Genomic DNA, 15,337 nt, shown 5'->3' on the forward strand with positions numbered 1-15,337 from the left:
AAAGTCGCGTTGCCGTAGCGCGACTTCGATCAAGGGTCTCAGGCCCTCACGGTGTCGGGCATGATACTCGGGCCAGCGGAAAACCCATAAAGGAGTTAGTGCGCCATGCCACGGAAGTTGTTTCTTTCTCTTTATCTGCTGATCTTCCTGCTGGCCGGCTGTGGCCGGGACGATCCACGGGCGCAGCTCGACGCCGCGGTCAAGCAGTTGCAGGACAACCTGGAAGCCAAGAGTAGCGGCGCGGTGATGGAGCAGCTGCACGCCGACTTCCGCGCCAACGGCGAGTTCGACCGTGACTGGGCGCGGCGCACCATGACGCTGATGTTCCTGCGCCACCAGCAAGTGAAGGTGATCATTCTGAGTAGCGACAGCCAGCTTGATCCCGCCTCCCCCAGCCGTGGCCGTACCGACGCGCAGGTCGCCCTCACCGGCGCCGAGAACCTGATCCCCGATAGCGCGGGGCATTACAGCGTGAAGCTGGAATGGTGGCGCGACGGCTCCGAATGGAAACTCGCGAGGCTCGACTGGCAATGACGTCTCCCCTGCAACACCGCATCCGCGCCGCCGGCCTGCTGGTGCGCAACGACGAAATCCTGCTGGTGCGCCACGAGGTGGCCGGCGATGTGTACTGGATTCCACCGGGCGGCGGCTTCGAGTCGGACAAGGACCAATCCACCCGCGACACCGTGCGCCGCGAGTGCCGGGAAGAAACCGGGCTGACCGTGGATGTCGGCCCGCTGGTGTATGTACGCGAATTCGCCGAACCGGTGGCCGGGCGCTTCCACATGGAGCTGTTCTACCGCGTCGATGCCTGGGACGGGCGGGTCAGCCTCGACAACCTGCGCGGCCTGGGTGGTGATGAGTTCGACATCCGCGAAGTCGCCTGGATACCGCGCGCGGACCTCACGCGCCTGCCCTCCTTCTACCCCGCCGAGTTGCTCGACGATGTCTGGGGGCGCCTGGCCGAGGCGCAGCCACTGATCCGCCACCTCGGCCTGCAGCGCTAGGTCACTGCACCGGTTCGCTGGTCGGCTTGGCGATGATCGCCTGCAGCTCGGCGGTCATGGGGAATTCCAGGTTGAGGTGCTTCGGCGGGATCGGCTGTTCGAACCAGCGCTGGTAGATGCCCTTGATCTCGCCGGAGGAATACAGCTCGGCCAGCGTCTGGTTGACCAGGGCGAGGAACTGCGGATCGTCCTTGCGCACCATGCAGGCGTAGATTTCCCGCGACTGCGGCTCGCCCACCACTACCCACTGGTGCGGGTCGCGGGCCTTGGCCTTCTCGCCATAGAGCAGCGCATCGTCCATATAGAAGGCTACTGCGCGGCCGGACTGCAGCATCAGGAAGGCTTCGCCGTGGTCCTTGGCGCTGACCACATTCATGCCCAGCTTGTGCTCGGCGTTGTACGCCTTGAGATAGCGCTCGTTGGTGGTGCCGGCGGTGGTCACCACGTTCTTGCCCTTGAGGTCCGCGAAGTCCTTGATGCCGCTGTCCTTGGCGGTCAGCAGTTGCCCCTTCACGTAGATGAAGCCGTAGGAGAACGCGACCTGCTTCATCCGCTCGGCGGTGACACCGGTGGAGCCGCATTCCAGGTCCACAGTGCCGTTCTGCACCAGCGGGATGCGCGTCTGTGAGGTCACCAGGTTGTACTTCACCTTGAGGTCGGGCTTATCGAGCTTCTGCTTGATCCGCTCGACCACCTTGCCGGCCAGGTCCACCGAGTAGCCCATGGGCTGGCCGCTGTTATCGCCCAGGTAGGAGAACGGCACCGAGGCGTCGCGATAACCCAGGGTTATCGTGTCTCGGTCGGCGATTTTCTTCAGCGTGCCGTCCAACGCTTCGTTCGCCTGCGCCAGCGCGCAGACCAGGCTGGACGCCGCCAGCATTCCCAGTGCAAGTCGTTTCATGGGTTCGATCCCTCTTGTTGTTGTGAGTCGGGTTGAGGATCAGGGCCGCGCGGCGACCACCGTGATTTCCACCAGAACAGACGGGCGCGCCAGCAGCGCCTGCACGGTGGTGCGGGTCGGCGCGCAGCCTTCGGGCAGCCAGGCGGACCAGACGCCGTTCATGGCCTCGAAATGGGTGGCGATGTCCTTCAGGTAGATGGTCGCGCTGAGGAGGTTCGCCTTCTTGGTGCCGGCGTCAGCCAGCAGCGCGTCGATCTTCGCCAGCACTTCGCGGGTCTGGCCCTGGATATCGGTGGCCTGGCCGGGTACCTGCCCGGAGAGGAACACCAGCGAGCCGAAGACCATAGCGCCGGAAAGGCGGTCGTTGGTGGCGATGCGTGTGAGTTGCATGGTGAGTCTCCCAATCCGAAGGAATCAGCCGGCCAGCCGCGCGGGCGTCAGGCCGGAAGTGTCGATACCCGGCCGGCGCCCGGCGATCTGCGCGGCGATCAATTGCGCACTGCCACACGCCAGGGTGAAACCGAGCGCGCCGTGGCCGAGGTTGAGCCAAAGCCCTCGCGGCCCGCAGGCGCCCACCAGCGGTACGCCGGTGGGCGTGGCCGGGCGCATGCCGGCCCACTCGATGGCGGCGCCGTAGTCGCAGGCTTCGGGCAGGGTGTCCGCCGCCTGCTGGCGGATCAACTCCAGGCGCTTAGGCTCCAGGCGCGGGTCGAAGCCGACGATGTCGACCATGGCAGCGATGCGCAGGCGCTCGCCGATGCGCGCATAGACCACCTTGCGGTCGTAGTCGGTGAGGCTCACGTCGGGCGCGAAGTCGCTGCTGCGGATCGGCGCGGTCAGGCTGTAGCCCTTCAGCGGATAGAGCGGCAGGCGCGGCCCGCCCGGCAGCAGCGCCGCGCTGCGGTAGCCGGCGGCGAGGACGACGTGATCGGCCTCGAAGCTCTCCCCGCCCACCTCCACACCGATCACGACGCCATTGCGAATGATCAGCCGGGAAGCCGGGCGGGCATAAACCAGCCGGCAACGTCCCGATGCCTGAAGTCTCTCGGCGAGCCGCTGGCAGAACAGGAAGCAGTCGGCGACCTCCTCATCCGGCGTGTAGACGCCACCCACGAAGGGCGCGGCTGCCAAGGCGGGATCAAGCTGCCGGCACTGCTCAGCGTCGAGCACCCACTGCACCGAGGGGTCCGACAGGTTCTGCCGCGCGCTGCGGAAACTGCCTTCCTCACGGAAGGCCACCAGCTTGCCATTGCGTCGCCAGTCGAAATCGTCCAGCCCATCGTTGCGCCACTGCGCCAGCGTGCTCTGGCTGAACAGCGCGAGGCGCAGCAAATGTTTCGCATTGGCCTGGTTCACCGAGCGCCGACAGGCCGCGGTGAATTCCATCAGCCAGCGCCACTGCGCCGGATCCAGGCGCGGGCGCAGGCGCAGCGGTGAATCGCCGCGCAGCAGCCAGCCCAGTGCCTGCTGCGGCACACCAGCGTCGGCCAGCGGCGCCACGTAGCGGTAGGACAGCTGGCCGCCGTTGGCGAAGCTGGTTTCCAGGCCAGCCGCATCCCGCGCTTCCAGCACGGTCACGTCAAATCCTTCCTGGACCAGCGCGTGGGCCGTGGCCAGTCCGACCACGCCCGCGCCGATGATGCAAATCCGCTGTGCCATTGCCGTCTCACCGCCAAACGATTCCAGGCCTCGACCTTAGGTGCGGATGACAGCTGGCGAACAATGAATAAACATGGGCAACCCATAAACCAGGGTTATACCTTGGCGAATCCGCTGACGGAGGCAAGCCATGCGCCTGCGCCATATCGAAGTGTTCCAGGCCATCCGCGAGACCGGCTCGGTCAGCGGCGCCGCGCAGTTGCTGCACGTCTCCCAACCGGCGGTGACCAAGGTGCTGCAACACGCCGAGCAGCAGCTTGGCTTTCCGCTATTCCTGCGCGTACGCGGCAAATTGCAGGCGACCCCCGAGGCGCTGGAGCTGGAGCGCGAAGTCGCCAAGGTCACGGAAAGCCTGCAGGGCGTGCGCCGCCTGGCGCAGAGCCTGCGCGGCCAGCCGGAGAACCGCCTGCGCGTGGGCGCCACGCCGGCCCTGGCGCTGTCGTTGCTGCCACCAGTGATCCGCGAATGGACCGACCGCTATCCGCAGAGCAGCTGCGAACTGGCTACCCAGCATTCCCGCGAGCTGATCCAGAACCTGCTGATGCGCGAGCTGGACCTCGCCCTGACCCTGCAACAGACCGACCACCCCGGCCTGCGCTCGCAGGTCATCGCCACCGGCCCGCTGGTGGCCCTGGCGCCGCGTGGGCACTGGCCGGAAGACCGTTTGGGCAAGGCGCTGACGCTGGACGAGTTGGCCGGCGAGCCGATGATCGGGCTGTCCACGTCCGACCCACTATCGGCGCGCCTGGAAAGTCATCTGGCGAATGTCGAACCGCCGCCGCGCGTGCGCATCTCGGTACAAACCTACGCACTGGCGCGCACGCTGGTGGAAGCCGGAACGGGATTGGCGCTGGTCGATCCCTTCACGGCACTGGGCGCGGACGAAAGACTCACCGCACTGCGCCCGCTGTCACCTCCGGTGAAGGTCACGCTCTACGCCCTGACCCGAGCCGATGAGACACCGCCGCACACCCAGGCGCTGCTGCTGGAGATGCTGGTGCGGCATGCCGAAGGACAACTGGCGCAGCACCGCTTCGAATAAAAGACAGCCCCCTGCCGCACCGGGGAAGCGCCGCCGGGATGCGTGGTCCGGCGGCGCCGCGCCGACAAGCCCCGGCGCGGCAGGAGGCTGTGTAAAACTCAGCGGCCGTAGCGTTCGCGGCCCCAGGCAATGAAGGTTTCCAGCATGCGTCGGAGTACTTGGGCGGTCGGCGCGGCGAGGTCTTCGCGGTAGCCGAAGGGCGCGTGCTCATCCATGTAGTTGCACTGCGCGAGTTCCAGTTGCACCGCGTGCACATTGTCCTGCGGCTGGCCGTAGTGGCGGGTGATGTGCCCGCCCTTGAAGCGGCCGTTGAGGATGTGGCGGTAAGCCGGTGCATCGGCGCACACCGCGACCAGCCGCTCGGCCAGCTCCGCGTCGCAGCTCGCGCCGCTGTTGGTGCCGATATTGAAGTCCGGCAGCTTGCCGTCGAACAGGTGCGGAATCACCGAGGCGATCGAATGGGCATCCCACAGCAGCGCATAGCCGAATTCTGCCTTCAGCCGTGCGAGCTCGTCGGCCAGGGTCTGGTGATACGGCGTCCAGACCTCCTTGAGGTAACGCGCACGCTCTTCCGTGGAAGGCGTCTGCCCTTCCTTGAACAGCGGGCGGCCGTCGAACAGGGTGTCCGGATAAAGGCCGGTGGTGGCGGTGCTGTACAACGGCTTGTCGTCGGCCGGGCGGTTGAGGTCGATGACGTAGCGCGAGTAGCCAGCGGCCAAGGTGCTGGCGCCCAGCTCTTCGGCAAAGGCGTAGAGCTGCGGGATGTGCCAGTCGGTGTCGGCCAGCTCGCGGGCCTCGTCCACCAGGCCGGCTTCCACGGCCGGAGTCAGGCGGATGCCGGGGTGCGGCATGCTGATCAGAAGCGGCACACGGCCGCGTTTGAATTCGAGAACGTTATCCATGGGTAGCTATCTCCAGACCAAGCGAGATGAATTCATTTTCGTGCTGAAAGTCCGTGCCAATGCTTCCCCCTCACCCCAGCCCTCTCCCGAGGGAGAGGGGGCTGTCCGTGCCGGCTGATGTTGCAGTTTCATCCTGCACCGAACGGTCCCCTCTCCCGCTTGCGGGAGAGGGTTAGGGTGAGGGGCTCTTGCTTTCACAGGGAGGCTATTCGCGAGCAAGGACTGGGCGTCCCCCTCGTTCCTACAAGAGCAATGTCGCAGTTCACAATTCTTCGCCATGACGAATGACACGCTTGGGCAGGTCGCCGCCGAGCCAATAGGCCAGTTCGGCGGGGCGCTGGATGTCCCAGGCGATGAAGTCGGCGATCTTGCCCGCTTCCAGGCTGCCGTGGCTGTCGGCCATGCCCAGCGCTCGCGCAGCGTTGAGGGTGACGCCGGCCAGCGCTTCTTCCGGGGTCAGGCGGAAGGCGGTGCAGGCCATGTTCAGCATCAGGCGCAGGGACAGCGCGGGCGAAGTGCCGGGGTTGAGGTCGCTGGCGATGGCGATGTTCACGCCGTGCTTGCGCAGGGCGTCCATCGGCGGCAACTGGGTTTCGCGCAGGACGAAGAAGGCGCCCGGCAGCAGCACGGCCACGGTGCCGGCCTCGGCCATGGCGATGGCATCGCTTTCGTCCATGAATTCGAGATGGTCGGCGGACAGCGCGCCGTAACGCGCCGCCAGGCTGGAGCCATGCAGCGAGGACAACTGCTCGGCGTGCAGCTTCACCGGAAGCCCCAGGTGCTGGGCGGCCTGGAACACCCGCTCGACCTGCGCCGGGGAGAACGCCAAGTGTTCGCAGAACGCGTCCACCGCGTCCACCAGCCCTTCTTCGGCCAGCGCCGGGAGAATGTGGGTGCAGACCTGATCGATGTACTCGTCGGCGCGCCCGGCGTATTCCGGCGGCAGGGCGTGGGCGGACAGGCAAGTGGTGCGTACCGTCACCGGCAGCTCCTGCCCCAGGCGGCGGGCCACACGGAGCATGCGGCGTTCGCTGTCCAGGTCCAGGCCGTAGCCGGACTTCACTTCCAGCACGGTCACGCCGTCGGCCAACAACGGGCGGGCGCGCTTGATGGCGCTGGCCAGCAGTTCCTCCTCGCTGGCCTCGCGGGTGGCGCGCACGGTGCTGGCGATGCCGCCGCCAGCCGCCGCGATCTCGGCGTAGCTGACGCCGTTCAGGCGCTGCTCGAACTCGCCGCTACGGTCGCCGCCGAACACCAGGTGCGTGTGGCAATCGATGAAGCCGGGCGTGACCCAGGCGCCGCCCAGATCGGTGCTCTGCACAGGGCGCTCAGGCAGTTCGGCGCGCGGGCCGATCCAGGCGATGCGCTCGCCCTCGGTGATGATTGCGGCGTCCTCGATGATCGCGTAGCGGCCATCCTTCATCGTCGCCGCGTGGCAGTGGTGCCAGAGGTGTTTCATTGCAGTCTCCCGATGCTCGCACCGACGCCGTCCAGCGCCGCCGGGTCGGCCAGCAGCGCGGTGGCGCGGTCGATGTCCGGCGCCAGCCAGCGGTCGCTATCGTAGGCCGGCACCTGCTCGCGCAGCAGGCTCCAGGCACAGTCGGTGCCGGCGCCGAATCGCTGCGGCTTGAGGAATTCGAAGGCCTGGGCGGCCAGCAGGTATTCAATGGCGAAGATGCGCCGGGTGTTGTCGATGGCGCGGCCGAGCTTGAGCGCGGCACTGGTACCCAGGCTCAGGTGGTCTTCCTGCAGGCCGGAGGTGACGAAGTTGTCCACCACCGCCGGTTGCGCCAGCTGACGGTTCTCGCCGGCCAGGGAGGCGGCGACGTACTGCACGATCATCATCCCCGAGTTGACGCCCGGCTGGCTCACCAGGAAGGCCGGCAGGCCGCTGACCAGCGGGTTGATCAGGCGATCCAGGCGACGCTCGGCCACGCCGCCCAGCTCTGCCACGGCAATGGCCAGCAGGTCGGCGGCCATGGCCACGGATTCGCCGTGGGGGTTGGCCTGGGACACCACGCGGTAGTCGTCCGGCGTACCCAGCACCAGCGGGTTGTCGGTGGCGGAATTCAGTTCGGTCTCGATCTGCTTCGCCGCGTGTTCCAGCTGATCGCGGCAAGCGCCGTGGATCTGCGGCATGGAGCGGATGCTCAGCGCGTCCTGGGTACGGATACCCTTGCTGCTGGCGATGACTTCGCTGCCTTCGAGCAGCGCGCGCAGGTTGGCACCGACCTTCTGCATGCCCGGGTGCGGCTTGAGCGCGATGATCTCGGCGTCGAAGGCGTCGATCTGTCCGCGCAGGGCCTCGAAGCTCATGGCGCCGATCACGTCGGCCCATTGCGTCAGGCGGGTCGCGTCATCCAGGGCGAGACAGCTCAGGCCGGTCATGCACGGCGTGCCGTTGACCAGGCAGAGCCCATCCTTGGCGCCCAGCTGCACTGGCTCCAGGCCTTCGGCGGCCAGCGCGCGGGCAGCGGGAACGATCTCACCGCGATAGCTCACCTCACCGATGCCCAGCAGCGCCACGCCGACGTGGGCCATGTGGGTCAGGTAGCCGACCGAACCTTGCGACGGCACATGCGGAGTGATGCCGTGGTTGAGCAGCGCGACCAGCGCTTCCACCACGCGACGGTGCAGGCCGGATTTGCCGTGGCTGTAGTTGGCGATGGCGGCAGCGATGATCGCGCGGGTCTGTTCGTCCTTCAGCGGCTCCCCCACACCGCAGGCATGGCTGAGCAGCGTGTTGCGCGACAGCTGCGCCAGTTGCTCGCCCTGCAGGACCACGTTGCACAGCGCGCCCAGGCCGGTGCTGATGCCGTAGGCCCGTTCACCCCGGCTGACGATGCGCTCGACGATGCCGTGGGCGTTGTCGATGCGCGCCCAGGCGGCCGGCGACAGTTGCAGGCGCGCGCCGTGGCGCGCCACCGCGACCAGGTCCTGCCAGCGCAGTGGGCCGTTGCCGAAAGTGATGGTGGACGACATGAAGAACTCCTTCTGTGAAAGCCGTGGAAGCATCTTTCCACGGTCGGAACGGCAATGAAGCCTACAAGACCCCTCTCCCCAGCCCTGGCTGCGCGCCCCGCTCCGAAGGGAGAGGGAGCTGCCCGTGCCGGCTGACGCTCTGGTTTCATCCTGCGCCAGACAGTCCCCTCTCCCTTCGGAGCGGGGCGCGCAGCCAGGGTTAGGGAGAGGGCGGCCCACGTGTAATGCGATCTTAGGCGGCTCCTTACAGCGCAGCGACGCGGCGCTGGACGAAGCGGTCGACGTACTCGTCGGCGGGCTTGTGCAGGATGTCGGTCGGCGCGCCGACCTGGATCAGCTGGCCGTCCTTGAGGATGGCGATGCGGTTGCCGATACGCACCGCTTCGTCGAGGTCGTGGGTGATGAAGACGATGGTTTTGTGCAGGGTCTTCTGCAGTTCCAGCAACTGGTCCTGCATGTCCGCGCGGATCAGCGGGTCGAGGGCGCTGAAGGCTTCGTCCATGAGGATGATGTCGGTGTCCGCCGCCAGGGCACGGGCCAGGCCGACACGCTGGCGCATGCCGCCGGAGAGCTGGTGCGGGTAGGACTTCTCGTAACCCTTCAGGCCCACGGTGTTGATCCAGTGCAGCGCGCGTTCCTGGCAGAGCGCCTTGCTCTCGCCACGGATCTTCAGGCCGTAGGCGACGTTGTCGAGCACGCTCTTGTGCGGCAGCAGGCCGAAGCTCTGGAACACCATGCTGATCTTGCGCCGACGAAAGTTTTCCAGCGCGGCCGCGTCGTAGCCGAGCACGTCCTCGCCATCCACCAGGATCTGCCCGCTGGTGGGGTCGATCAGGCGGTTGAAGTGGCGCACCAGGGTCGACTTGCCGGAACCGGACAGGCCCATGATGACGAAGATTTCTCCGGCCTCGATGGACAGCGAGAGGTCGTTCACCCCGACCACGCAGTCGGTGGCGGCCAGCACCTCGGCCTTGCTCTTGCCCTGGCGGATCATCGCCAGGGCAGCGTCGGCCTTGGCGCCGAAGATCTTGTAGACGTTCTTGACCTGGATCTTGCTCATTTGCTGGCCTCATGGTGGCGCGAGCGGCCGTAAGCCTGGGTGATGCGGTCGATGACCACGGCGAGGATGACGATGGCGAGACCCGCCTCCAGACCCTTGCCGACGTTGAGGGTCTGGATGCCGACCAGCACGTCCTCGCCCAGGCCACGAGCGCCGATCATCGAGGCGATGACCACCATCGACAGGGCCATCATGGTGGTCTGGTTGATGCCGGCCATGATGCTCGGCAGCGCCAGCGGCAGCTGCACGCCGAACAGTTGCTGGCGGCGGTTGGCGCCGAAGGCGGTGATGGCTTCCATCACCTCGCGGTCGACCTGGCGAATCCCCAGGTCAGTCAGGCGGATCAGCGGCGGCGCGGCGTAGATCACGGTGGCGAAGATCGCCGGCACCTTGCCCAGGCCGAACAGCATCAGCACCGGGATCAGGTACACGAAGCTGGGCATGGTCTGCATGATGTCCAGCAGCGGCAGCAGGATCGCCCGGAAGCGGTCGCTGCGCGCGGCGAGGATGCCCAGCGGAATGCCGATCAGCACCGAGATGATGGTCGCGACCATCATCAGCGCGAGGGTCTGCATCAGCTTGTCCCACAGGCCCACGGCACCCACCAGGAACAGCAGCCCGACGATCACCACGGTCGGCAGGATGCGCCGCGTGGCGTGCCAGGCGATGCCGGCGACGATGGCCAGCATCAGCCACCAGGGCGTCGCGCGCAGCACGCTCTCCAGGTTGACGATGGCCCACAGCAGGGTGTCGGAGATGTGGCGGAACACGTCGCCGTAGTTTGTGACCAGGGCATCGACCCAACCGTTGACCCAGTCGGCGATGGAGAAGGTGAAGCGTTCGGGAAACATGGCTCGTACTCGTCAGGAGTGGGCATCACCGAAAGGAGCGGGCTCCTTCCGGGTTCGGCGGCTCGAGCACCTATCCCTGATCTGCTGCGCTCGGCCAGGTGGCGTTGAAAGCCGGCTCGGACTGCTCATTTACTGCGTGTAAACTCCGCGTCCTCGCCATCTTTCGCCTTGCCTGGCCGTCGCTCGCGACGATCAGGGCGCAGGCGCTCAGAGCGCGGCCTGGACCTTCTTCGCAGCGTCCTCGCTGACCCAGGTGGTCCACACTTCCGGGTGTTCCTTGAGGAAGGCCTTGGCCAGCTGTTCGGAGGTCAGTTTCTCCTTGGCCATCTTCGCCAGGTTCTGGTTCAGCAGGTCGATGGGCAGGTTGACCTTTTCCAGCACGGCCACCAGTTCCGGCGCCTGGTCATGGAAGGCCTTGGACAGGCCGACCTGGATCTTCACGTCCTTGTTCACGCCCGGCTCATCCAGCTTCACCAGGTCGGCCTGGCCCATCAGCGGCGTCGGCGACCAGTAGTAGAAGAGAATAGGCTCCTTGCGCTTGTAGCTCGACAGCACGGCGGCATCCAGGGCCGGGCCGGTGCCGGGACGGAAGTTGGTGTATTTGTCCTCGAGGCCGTACTTCTTCAGCATCTCGGAGTTTTCCAGCTCGCAGGTCCAGCCGGCCGGGCAGTTGTAGAAACGGCCCTTGCCCGGCTCTTCCGGGTCGCGGAACACCTCGGCGTACTGCGCCAGGTCGGTCACGGCCTTCAGGTTCGGCGCCTTGGCTTCGATGTTGCGCGCCTTGTCGCCCTCGATCACGAAGCGCGGCACGTACCAGCCTTCGGTGGCGCCGACGATGGGCGCGCCCACGCCGACCACCTTGTTCGCGGCGGCGGCCTTGTTCCAGGCGTCGCTGCGGCCGATCCATTCCTCGCTGAAAATCTGGATGTCGTTGTTCGCCAGCGCCTGCTCCATGGTGATGGAGTTGCCCGGCAGGCTGTCGGTTTCGCAGCCGTAGCCATTCTTCAGGATGATCTGCATGAGGTCGGTGAGCAGCATGCCGCTCTCCCAGTTCAGCCCGGCGAATTTCACCGGCTTGCCACTCTCGCACCAGCCGGCGGCCTGGGCCGATGCCATGGTGCCGCCCAGCAGACCGGCGGACAGGAACAGGCCCAGCAGCGTCTTCTTGGTGTTGTTCATCTGATGCTCCTAAACGTGAATGAGGTTGGGCAGTGCAAGGGCCGCGCCTGCTTGTGGCTGCGCGGCCGGGCCGGTCTGTTCAGGCGCGGGCCGGCAGGATCAGCCGGTCCGGTACTGCCCGCGTAACGCGCCGGGCGACCAGGTAATAGAGAACGGCCGGAACCACGAGGCCGATGATCCAGGAGATATCCACGCCGCCCAGGGCGTCCACCAGCGGGCCGGTGTAGAACTTGGAGGAAATGAACGGCAATTGCACCAGGACACCGATCACATAGACGCTGATGCCCGGAATGTTCCAGCGACCGTAGCGGCCATCGGGATCGGCCAGCGCCGGCACGTCGTAGTGCTCGCGGGTGATGCAGTAGTAATCCACCAGGTTGACCGCGCTCCACGGCGTGAAGAAGGCCAGCAGGAAGAGGATGAAGGACTTGAACGCACCGAGGAACGAATGCTGGCCGAGCAGCGCGATCAGGGTCGCGGCGCCGACGATGACCAGCACGAATACCAGCCGTTGCAGGCGCGTCACTTCCAGATGGCCACGAAAGCCACTGATCACGGTGGCGATGCACATGAAGCTGCCGTAGGAGTTCAGCGTCGAGATGGTGATCTTGCCGAAGGCGATGGTGAAGTACAGCAGCGCGGCGACGGCGCCACTGCCACTCAGACCGACGATGTAGGCCACTTCATGGCCGGCGAACTGCCCGTTGGCACCGGCCGCGGCGAACACGCCGAAGATCATCGCCACCTGGGCGCCGATCACCGAGCCGGCGCCCACGGCGAGGAAGGTTTTCACCGAGGACGTCTTGCTTGGCAGGTAGCGCGAGTAGTCGGCGACGTAGGGGCCGAAGGCGATCTGCCAGGATGCAGCCAGCGACACCGCGAGCAGGAAGCTGCTCCAGCTGAAGTGACGGATCTCCAGCAGCGCGCCGACGTCGGTCTGGCTCATCAGGCGGCTGAACAGGTAGACGAAGGCGATCACTCCGATGACGCTGGCAATACGGCCGATGACGTGGATCACCCGGTATCCGAGCACGGTGACCAGCACGATGACGCTGGCGAAGATCAGGATGCCGACGCTGTCGCTGACGCCGAACAGCTGGCCCAGCGCCTGGCCGGAAAGCACCGTGCCGGTAGCGGTGAAGCCCAGGTACATCAGGCACACCAGCACGATCGGGATGGCCGCGCCGTAGACGCCGAACTGTACGCGGCTGGAAATCATCTGCGGCAGGCCGAGCTTCGGCCCTTGGGCTGCGTGCAGCGCCATCACGCCACCGCCCAGCAGTTGGCCGATGAGCAGGCCGATCAGCGACCAGAACACATCGCCTCCCAACACCACGGCCAGTGCGCCGGTGACGATGGCGGTGATCTGCAGGTTGGCACCCAGCCACAGGGTGAACTGGCTGTAGAGCTTGCCGTGGCGCTCGGCCTCGGGAATGTAGTTGATCGAGCGCACCTCGATCAGGGGTTTGGAGCTATCACTGGCCTGGGACATCGTTATTGTTCTCCCGAAGGGAATTCTTGTCTGTCGATGTACTGCTGCTTGACGGACCGGGCCGTCGCACCACGCCGTGCGGCGGCCCTCTCCCTGGTCCTGGTCTCTGCTACCGCGCTGCAACTACGTAGGGCGCATAACGCGCCAGCGTTATCCGCCGATACAACGGCGGATAACCTGTTCCAGGTTATGCGCCCTACACGCTGCTATCCGATTATTTGCCGGTGATCATCGGCAGGTTCAGGCCCTGCTCCTTGGCGCAATCAATCGCGATCTGGTAACCCGCATCGGCATGGCGCATCACGCCGGTGCCTGGGTCGTTGGTCAGCACGCGGGCGATACGCTCGGCGGCTTCGTCGGTGCCGTCGCAGACGATCACCATCCCCGAATGCTGGGAGAAGCCCATGCCCACGCCGCCGCCGTGGTGCAGCGAGACCCAGGTGGCGCCGCTGGCGGTGTTCAGCAGGGCGTTGAGCAGCGGCCAGTCGGACACGGCGTCGGAGCCGTCGCGCATGGCTTCGGTTTCACGGTTCGGGCTGGATACCGAGCCGGAGTCGAGGTGGTCACGGCCGATCACGATCGGCGCCTTCAGCTCGCCGCTGCGGACCATTTCGTTGAACGCCAGGCCGAGCTTGGCGCGCTGGCCCAGGCCGACCCAGCAGATGCGCGCCGGCAGGCCCTGGAAGCTGATGCGCTCGCGCGCCATGTCCAGCCAGTTGTGCAGGTGGGCGTCGTCGGCGATCAGTTCCTTGACCTTGGCGTCGGTCTTGTAGATGTCCTCGGCGTCGCCGGACAGTGCGGCCCAGCGGAACGGGCCGACGCCACGGCAGAACAGCGGGCGGATGTAGGCCGGGACGAAGCCGGGGAAGTCGAAGGCGTTGGCGACGCCCTCTTCCTTGGCCATCTGGCGGATGTTGTTGCCGTAGTCGAAGGTCGGCACGCCCTGCTTCTGGAACTCCAGCATGGCGTTGACGTGCACGGCCATGGACTGCTTGGCGGCTTTGACCACGGCGGCCGGGTCGGTCTGTGCGCGGTCGCGGTACTGCTCCCAGGTCCAGCCGGCCGGCAGGTAGCCGTTGAGCGGGTCGTGGGCGGAGGTCTGGTCGGTGACCATGTCCGGGCGCACGCCGCGCTTGATCAGTTCCGGGAGGATCTCCGCGGCATTGCCCAGCAGGGCGATGGAGATGGCCTTGCCTTCGGCGGTGTACTGGGCGAGGCGCGCCAGGGCGTCATCGAGGTCCTTGGCCTGCTCGTCGACGTAGCGGCTGGCGAGGCGGAAGTCGATGCGGCTCTGCTGGCATTCGATGTTCAGCGAGCAGGCACCGGCCAGGGTCGCGGCCAGCGGCTGGGCGCCGCCCATGCCGCCGAGGCCGGCGGTGAGCACCCACTTGCCTTTCAGGTTGCCGTCATAGTGCTGGCGGCCGGCTTCGACGAAGGTTTCGTAGGTGCCCTGGACGATGCCCTGACTGCCGATGTAGATCCACGAGCCGGCGGTCATCTGGCCATACATGGCCAGGCCCTTGGCATCCAGCTCGTTGAAGTGCTCCCAGTTGGCCCAGTGCGGCACCAGGTTGGAGTTGGCGATCAGCACGCGCGGGGCGTTGGTGTGGGTCTTGAAGACGCCGACCGGCTTGCCGGACTGCACCAGCAGGGTCTCGTCTTCATTCAGCTCTTTCAGGGTCTCGACGATCTTGTCGTAGCACTCCCAGTTACGCGCGGCGCGGCCGATGCCGCCGTACACCACCAGCTCCTTGGGGTTCTCGGCGACTTCCGGGTCGAGGTTGTTCATCAACATGCGCAGCGGCGCTTCGGTCAGCCAGCTCTTGGCGTTCAGTTGGGTGCCGCGCGGGGCACGGATTTCGACGTCGCGGAATTTAGTCACGGAAGGCTCCTTCGCTTGCTCGGATCGGTAAGCCGGTGAGGGCTTTGGCGGTTCGTTCGACGGTTCCGAAAGGCTCGAATCCATCATGTCTATGCTTGTATGTACAAGTATAAGCAAAGCAAAGGCCAACCTTGACTGACGGGGCGATCAGCACACCTTTGAATAAATTTAACTAATTGATTTTTAAGAATTAAAACTTGAAGGACGCTCAACTTGGTCGACTGACAGAAACGGCCACCTTTCAGACAACCGCACCAGAAGAAGGCTTCGCTGCACTGTTTCGTTGCGTTCGGTAACACCGCTCGCTACGAAGGGACACAGGTTGTATAGACAAGCATGAGTGCGAAAGAAAATCTGCCAGCATCAGGCTACGGGAACAG

13 protein-coding genes and 1 pseudogene are annotated in these 15,337 nt (G+C 65.9%); 3 read left to right on the plus strand and 11 right to left on the minus strand.

Translation table 11 applies throughout. The features are described 5' to 3' along the window. Positions 1–105: 105 nt before the first annotated feature. Together JVX91_RS02705 and JVX91_RS02710 are read left to right on the plus strand one after the other, a co-directional pair. Complete coding sequence (locus JVX91_RS02705; protein ID WP_205337911.1) at positions 106–534, plus strand: hypothetical protein; 429 nt, start codon at positions 106–108, stop codon at positions 532–534. Beyond that, complete coding sequence (locus JVX91_RS02710) at positions 531–1,007, plus strand: NUDIX domain-containing protein (protein ID WP_205337912.1); 477 nt, start codon at positions 531–533, stop codon at positions 1,005–1,007. Before JVX91_RS02705 ends, JVX91_RS02710 begins: the two co-directional genes overlap by 4 nt. 1 nt (position 1,008) lies before the next feature. On the opposite strand, the gene JVX91_RS02715 is transcribed toward JVX91_RS02710, so the two are convergent. Genes JVX91_RS02715 through JVX91_RS02725 form a run of 3 tightly spaced genes read right to left on the minus strand, consistent with a single transcriptional unit; the run spans position 1,009 to position 3,567 of the window. After that, positions 1,009–1,908 carry a transporter substrate-binding domain-containing protein gene (locus JVX91_RS02715; protein ID WP_205337913.1) on the minus strand — a complete coding sequence of 300 codons (900 nt, stop codon included), beginning with the start codon at positions 1,906–1,908 and terminating at the stop codon, positions 1,009–1,011. Between the two features lie 39 nt (positions 1,909–1,947). Continuing rightward, positions 1,948–2,298, minus strand: a complete 351-nt coding sequence (locus tag JVX91_RS02720; RefSeq protein WP_205337914.1) for a RidA family protein — start codon at positions 2,296–2,298, stop codon at positions 1,948–1,950. A gap of 24 nt (positions 2,299–2,322) precedes the next feature. Continuing rightward, entirely contained in the window at positions 2,323–3,567 is a 1,245-nt protein-coding gene (locus tag JVX91_RS02725) for a D-amino acid dehydrogenase (RefSeq protein ID WP_205337915.1), read from the minus strand. A gap of 63 nt (positions 3,568–3,630) precedes the next feature. On the opposite strand from JVX91_RS02725, the pseudogene JVX91_RS02730 reads away from it, so the two are divergent. Further along, positions 3,631–4,609 (plus strand): annotated as a pseudogene (locus tag JVX91_RS02730) (LysR substrate-binding domain-containing protein). Positions 4,610–4,707: 98 nt separating this feature from the next. Here JVX91_RS02730 and hutG read toward each other — a convergent pair. From hutG to hutU, 8 genes are all read right to left on the minus strand, one after another. Further along, positions 4,708–5,511: an N-formylglutamate deformylase gene (hutG, locus tag JVX91_RS02735; RefSeq protein WP_205337917.1), complete on the minus strand. Its 804-nt coding sequence runs from the start codon at positions 5,509–5,511 to the stop codon at positions 4,708–4,710. A gap of 262 nt (positions 5,512–5,773) precedes the next feature. Next, entirely contained in the window at positions 5,774–6,970 is a 1,197-nt protein-coding gene (gene hutI / locus JVX91_RS02740; RefSeq protein WP_205337918.1) for an imidazolonepropionase, read from the minus strand. Continuing rightward, entirely contained in the window at positions 6,967–8,493 is a 1,527-nt protein-coding gene (gene hutH / locus JVX91_RS02745) for a histidine ammonia-lyase (protein ID WP_205337919.1), read from the minus strand. Before hutH ends, hutI begins: the two co-directional genes overlap by 4 nt. Before the next feature lie 244 nt (positions 8,494–8,737). After that, positions 8,738–9,553: a glycine betaine/L-proline ABC transporter ATP-binding protein gene (locus JVX91_RS02750; RefSeq protein WP_205337920.1), complete on the minus strand. Its 816-nt coding sequence runs from the start codon at positions 9,551–9,553 to the stop codon at positions 8,738–8,740. Next, the gene (locus tag JVX91_RS02755; protein ID WP_038803328.1) at positions 9,550–10,404 is read right to left on the minus strand and encodes a proline/glycine betaine ABC transporter permease; all 855 of its coding nucleotides are present in this window, start codon (positions 10,402–10,404) and stop codon (positions 9,550–9,552) included. The genes JVX91_RS02750 and JVX91_RS02755 overlap by 4 nt, the downstream gene beginning before the upstream one ends. 207 nt (positions 10,405–10,611) lie before the next feature. Further along, a complete protein-coding gene (locus JVX91_RS02760; protein ID WP_205337921.1) occupies positions 10,612–11,583 on the minus strand; it encodes an ABC transporter substrate-binding protein in 972 nt (323 codons plus the stop codon). 79 nt (positions 11,584–11,662) lie between these two features. Then, positions 11,663–13,075: a cytosine permease gene (locus tag JVX91_RS02765; protein ID WP_205337922.1), complete on the minus strand. Its 1,413-nt coding sequence runs from the start codon at positions 13,073–13,075 to the stop codon at positions 11,663–11,665. A gap of 214 nt (positions 13,076–13,289) precedes the next feature. Further along, positions 13,290–14,957, minus strand: a complete 1,668-nt coding sequence (hutU, locus tag JVX91_RS02770; RefSeq protein WP_205337923.1) for a urocanate hydratase — start codon at positions 14,955–14,957, stop codon at positions 13,290–13,292. Between the last annotated feature and the right edge of the window lie 380 nt (positions 14,958–15,337).

This window comes from Pseudomonas sp. PDNC002 (assembly GCF_016919445.1).
Lineage (GTDB): Bacteria > Pseudomonadota > Gammaproteobacteria > Pseudomonadales > Pseudomonadaceae > Pseudomonas.

What these genes read in the sequence shown, in the direction of transcription:
- JVX91_RS02705 (WP_205337911.1), top strand. Translation starts at nt 106, where the DNA reads ATGCCACGGAAGTTGTTTCTTTCTCTTTATCTGCTGATCTTCCTGCTG.
- JVX91_RS02760 (WP_205337921.1), bottom strand. Translation starts at nt 11,583, where the DNA reads ATGAACAACACCAAGAAGACGCTGCTGGGCCTGTTCCTGTCCGCCGGT.
- JVX91_RS02725 (WP_205337915.1), bottom strand. Translation starts at nt 3,567, where the DNA reads ATGGCACAGCGGATTTGCATCATCGGCGCGGGCGTGGTCGGACTGGCC.
- JVX91_RS02755 (WP_038803328.1), bottom strand. Translation starts at nt 10,404, where the DNA reads ATGTTTCCCGAACGCTTCACCTTCTCCATCGCCGACTGGGTCAACGGT.
- JVX91_RS02710 (WP_205337912.1), top strand. Translation starts at nt 531, where the DNA reads ATGACGTCTCCCCTGCAACACCGCATCCGCGCCGCCGGCCTGCTGGTG.
- JVX91_RS02750 (WP_205337920.1), bottom strand. Translation starts at nt 9,553, where the DNA reads ATGAGCAAGATCCAGGTCAAGAACGTCTACAAGATCTTCGGCGCCAAG.
- JVX91_RS02715 (WP_205337913.1), bottom strand. Translation starts at nt 1,908, where the DNA reads ATGAAACGACTTGCACTGGGAATGCTGGCGGCGTCCAGCCTGGTCTGC.
- JVX91_RS02765 (WP_205337922.1), bottom strand. Translation starts at nt 13,075, where the DNA reads ATGTCCCAGGCCAGTGATAGCTCCAAACCCCTGATCGAGGTGCGCTCG.
- hutI (WP_205337918.1), bottom strand. Translation starts at nt 6,970, where the DNA reads ATGAAACACCTCTGGCACCACTGCCACGCGGCGACGATGAAGGATGGC.
- hutH (WP_205337919.1), bottom strand. Translation starts at nt 8,493, where the DNA reads ATGTCGTCCACCATCACTTTCGGCAACGGCCCACTGCGCTGGCAGGAC.
- JVX91_RS02720 (WP_205337914.1), bottom strand. Translation starts at nt 2,298, where the DNA reads ATGCAACTCACACGCATCGCCACCAACGACCGCCTTTCCGGCGCTATG.
- hutG (WP_205337917.1), bottom strand. Translation starts at nt 5,511, where the DNA reads ATGGATAACGTTCTCGAATTCAAACGCGGCCGTGTGCCGCTTCTGATC.